We start from the raw sequence: 4,262 nt of genomic DNA on the forward strand, positions 1-4,262 counted from the left end.
CCCGCGGGGACCTGGCCGAACACGGTGAGGGTCATGCTCAGCGGGCCGCGGGTGGTGTCGCCGCCGACCAGCGCCAGGCCGCAGGCCTTGGCCATGCGGTTGAGGCCCTGGGCGAAGGCTTCCAGCCAGGCCGGGTCGGCCTCGGGCAGGGTCAGGGCGAGGGTGAAGGCCAGGGGCGTGGCGCCCATGGCCGCCAGGTCGCTGGCGGAAACCGCCAGGGCGCGCTGGCCGAGCAGGAAGGGCTGGCACAGCGCGGGGAAGTGCACGCCGGCCACCAGGGTGTCGGTGGACACCGCCAGTTGCTGGCCGGCGGCCGGCGCCAGCAGGGCGCAGTCGTCACCGATGCCCAGGGCCACGCCATCAGCCGCGGCCGCACAGGCGGCCGCGGCGAAGTAGCGGCGGATCAGTTCGAACTCACCCATGCCTTGCGGCGGGCTCAGCGCTTGGCGCCGCGCAGCTCGGCGGCGCGCAGGCGCGGCGCCAGCTTGTCCAGCACACCGTTGACGAACTTGTGGCCGTCGGTGGCGCCGAAGGTCTTGGCCAGCTCGATGCCTTCGTTGATCACCACCTTGTAGGGCACGTCCAGGCGGTTGCGCAGCTCGTAGGTGGCCAGGCGCAGGATGGCCAGCTCGACCGGGTCGATCTCTTCCAGCGGGCGGTCCAGGCAGGGGGTGAATGCCTCGTCCAGCTCGGTCTTCAGGCGCGGCACGCCGTGGAGGATCTCGTGGAAGTAGGCGCCGTCGACGTCGCTGAAGTCGTTGTCGGTGCGGAAGGTCGCCTCGATCTCGTTCAGCGGCTGGCCGGCCATCTGCCAGGAGTACAGGGCCTGCACCGCGAGGCTGCGGGCCTTGCGGCGCATGGCGATCTTGTTGGGCTTGGCCGGCTTGGACGGGGCGCCGTTGTCGGTGCTGCTCACTTGGCCTCCAGCTGCGACAGCAGGCTCACCATTTCCAGGGCGGACAGCGCGGCCTCGGCGCCCTTGTTGCCGGCCTTGGTGCCGGAGCGCTCGATGGCCTGCTCGATGGAGTCCACGGTCAGCACGCCGAAGGCCACCGGCACGTTGAACTGCAGGGAAACCTGCGCCAGGCCCTTGGTGCACTCGCCGGCAACGTATTCGAAGTGCGGGGTGCCGCCGCGGATCACCGCGCCGAGGGCGATGATGGCGTCGAACTCGCCGCGCTGGGCGACCTTCTGGGTCACCAGAGGGATCTCGAAGGCGCCCGGGGCGCGGATGATGGTGATGTCGCCTTCGGCGACGCCGTGGCGCACCAGCGCGTCGATGGCGCCTTGCACCAGGCTTTCCACCACGAAGCTGTTGAAGCGGCCAACCACCAGGGCGAAGCGGCCTTTGGGGGCGATGAAGGTACCTTCGATGGTCTTCAGGGTCATGAGCAGGTCTCGTCTGTTAAAGAGCCAAAGCGTCGGCGACGCTCCGCGAAATCAGGGTAGAAGAACACTGCCGCCGTGCCAGGGCACGGCGGCGCGGGTTCATTCGGCGGGCAGGTATTCTACAACTTCCAGGTCGAAACCGGATATCGCGTTGAAGCGCATCGGCGCCGACATCAGGCGCATCTTGCGCACGCCCAGGTCGCGGAGGATCTGCGAACCGGCGCCAACGGTGCTGTAGGTGGTGGTGGGCTTGGGCGCCGGCGCGGCGGCGGCGATCTCGCGCACGTGGGCCAGCAGGTCCTCGCCGCCGACCTGGTGGCCCAGCAGCAGCACCACGCCGCTGCCGGCCTCGGCCACCTTGGCCATGGCCGCGCGCAGGCTCCAGCGCCCGGCCTGGTTGACCATCAGCAGGTCGCGCAGCGGGTCCATGTTGTGCACCCGCACCAGGGTCGGCTCCTCCGCGCAGATGCTGCCGAGGGTCAGCGCCAGGTGCACTTCGCCTTCCACGGAGTCGCGGTAGGTGATCAGGTGGAACTGGCCCAGCTCGGTGTCCAGCGGCTGCTCGGCGAGGCGCTCGACGGTGCGTTCGTGGATCAGCCGGTAGTGGATCAGGTCGGCGATGGTGCCGATCTTGATCCCGTGCTGCTCGGCGAAGGCTTCCAGTTCCGGGCGACGGGCCATGGTGCCGTCGTCGTTCATGATCTCGCAGATCACCCCGGAGGCCTCGAAGCCGCCCATGCGCGCCAGGTCGCAGGCCGCCTCGGTGTGGCCGGCGCGGGCCAGCACGCCGCCGGGCTGCGACATCAGCGGGAAGATGTGGCCGGGGCTGACGATGTCGGCGGCCACGGCGTCCTTGGCCGCGGCGGCCTGCACGGTGCGCGCCCGGTCGGCGGCGGAGATGCCGGTGGTGACGCCTTCGGCGGCCTCGATGGAGACGGTGAACTTGGTGCCGAAACCCGAACCGTTGCGCTGCACCATCAGCGGCAGGCCGAGGCGCTCGCAGCGCTCGCGGGTCATGGGCATGCAGACCAGGCCGCGGGCGTACTTGACCATGAAGTTGATGTCTTCGGTGCGCACGCACTCGGCGGCCATGATCAGGTCGCCTTCGTTCTCGCGGTCCTCGTCATCCATGAGGATGACCATCTTGCCTTGGCGGATGTCTTCTACCAGTTCTTCGATGCTGTTGAGTGCCATCTGGGCAGCTCCTGTCAATGCTTCATGAAGCCGTTTTCGGCCAGGAATGCTTCGGTGATGCCGGCGGCGGCGGGCTCGGCGGCCTTGTCGCCGAGCAGCAGGCGCTCCAGGTAGCGCGCCAGCAGGTCGACCTCGAGGTTGACCTGCGCCCCCGGGCGGTAGTCGGCCATGATGGTCTCGACCAGGGTGTGCGGGACGATGGTCAGCTCGAACTCGGCGCCGTTCACCGCGTTCACCGTGAGGCTGGTGCCGTCGACGGTGATCGACCCCTTGAGGGCGATGTACTTGGCCAGCTCGCGCGGCGCGCGCACGGTGAACTGGATGGCGCGGGCGTTATCCTCGCGCTTGACGATCTCGCCGACGCCGTCGACGTGGCCGCTGACCAGGTGGCCGCCCAGGCGGGTGGTGGGGGTCAGGGCCTTCTCCAGGTTGACGCGGCTGCCGACCTTGAGCTGGGCGAAGGCGGTGCGCGCCAGGGTCTCGCGGCTGACGTCGGCCCAGAAGCCGTCGCCGGGCAGCTCCACGGCGGTCAGGCAGATGCCGTTGACGGCGATGCTGTCGCCGAGCTTGACGTCGGAAAGGTCGAGCTTGCCGGTCTGGACGTAGAGGCGCACGTCACCGCCCTTGGGGGTGATCGAGCGGATGCTGCCGATGGCTTCGATTATGCCGGTGAACATGGGGCCTCCCGGACGGCGCAATGCGGTTGCGCGCAGGCGTGCCGGCCGGCGTGAGCCAGCGCAGTGGAAACGAAGGGGTGGTGCATGGTGCTGAAACTCCTGTTTTGGGAAAAACAGGGCATACCGATCGAAGGGACACGACGCGCAGGCGTGCAGACGCACCTTGCGCAGGTTCATCCCGTTCTCTCTTCATCCGGACTGTTACCGTCGGCCCCGGAATCGCACCGGGTCTGCTGACCTTGTCACTGCGGCGGTGGCCGGTCGTGGCAAGCGCTCGCGGGCTAGACGCATTGCGCGCCATCACCGCCGGTGGGGACTTGCACCCCGCCCTGAGAACGTCAATCGCGGCCGATACAGCAGCGGCCGCGTGTGGCGTTTTACCACAGGCCGGCGCAAGTCGGAAGGTTCAGTTTGCCACCCCACCGCATTCGCAGGGGGTGGCGCAGGCAATTCCGTCAGACCGGCCGTGCCGTGACCAGCCAGTCGTCGCCCACGGCGCGGATGTCGTCGATCTTCAGCGCGCGGGCCTCGGCCATCTTCTCCAGCGGCAGCTCCAGCAGCGGGCGAGCACTGGAACCCAGCAGCTTGGGTGCGATGAAGATCAGGTATTCATCCACCAGCCCAAGGCGGGCGAAAGCCCCGGCCAGGCGCGGGCCGGCTTCCACCAGCACCTCGTTGGCGCCGCGCGCGCCCAGCTCGGCGAGCAGCTTCGCCAGGTCGACGTGGCCGTCGGCACCGGGCAGCACCAGCAGTTCGCGGCCCTCGCCGGCGAAGCCGTCGCGTTCGGCGCAACTGGCCACCAGCGCCGGGCCGGCCTGGTAGAAGGCGGCGCCAAGCGGCACCCGCAGGCGGCCGTCCACCAGCACGCGCAGCGGCTGGCGCGCGGCGGCCAGGGCGGTCTGCTCGGCGTCCAGGCCCAGTTCGTCGGGGCGCACGGTCAGGCGGGCAGCGTCCAGCAGCACGGTATCCGCGCCGGAAAGCACCACGCTGGAGCGCGCGCGC

6 protein-coding genes and 1 riboswitch are annotated in these 4,262 nt (G+C 69.5%); all 6 genes read right to left on the bottom strand.

Going from position 1 to position 4,262, the window contains the following annotated elements:
* Nucleotides 1-422 (bottom strand): AIR synthase related protein (locus DK254_RS31145; RefSeq protein WP_256595997.1); only part of this gene is annotated, 422 nt, incomplete at its 3' end.
* Nucleotides 423-436: 14 nt separating this feature from the next.
* Nucleotides 437-916, bottom strand: coding sequence for a transcription antitermination factor NusB (nusB, locus tag DK254_RS31150; RefSeq protein WP_109936922.1), 480 nt, complete (start codon nt 914-916; stop codon nt 437-439).
* A complete protein-coding gene (gene ribE / locus DK254_RS31155; RefSeq protein ID WP_109936923.1) occupies nt 913-1,389 on the bottom strand; it encodes a 6,7-dimethyl-8-ribityllumazine synthase in 477 nt (158 codons plus the stop codon). Before ribE ends, nusB begins: the two co-directional genes overlap by 4 nt.
* A 99-nt stretch (nt 1,390-1,488) precedes the next feature.
* Nucleotides 1,489-2,583 carry a bifunctional 3,4-dihydroxy-2-butanone-4-phosphate synthase/GTP cyclohydrolase II gene (gene ribBA / locus DK254_RS31160; protein ID WP_109936924.1) on the bottom strand — a complete coding sequence of 365 codons (1,095 nt, stop codon included), beginning with the start codon at nt 2,581-2,583 and terminating at the stop codon, nt 1,489-1,491.
* 14 nt (nt 2,584-2,597) lie between these two features.
* Nucleotides 2,598-3,260 (bottom strand): riboflavin synthase, encoded by a 663-nt coding sequence (locus tag DK254_RS31165; protein ID WP_109936925.1) that lies wholly within the window; start codon nt 3,258-3,260, stop codon nt 2,598-2,600.
* Nucleotides 3,261-3,436: 176 nt separating this feature from the next.
* Nucleotides 3,437-3,601, bottom strand: a riboswitch (FMN riboswitch).
* A 114-nt stretch (nt 3,602-3,715) separates the two neighbouring features.
* Nucleotides 3,716-4,262: RibD family protein (locus tag DK254_RS31170; RefSeq protein ID WP_146219684.1), on the bottom strand; the 547-nt coding region annotated here is incomplete at its 5' end.

Origin of the sequence: Pseudomonas sp. RW407 (assembly GCF_003176655.1) — a bacterium.
Classification (GTDB): domain Bacteria; phylum Pseudomonadota; class Gammaproteobacteria; order Pseudomonadales; family Pseudomonadaceae; genus Pseudomonas; species Pseudomonas delhiensis.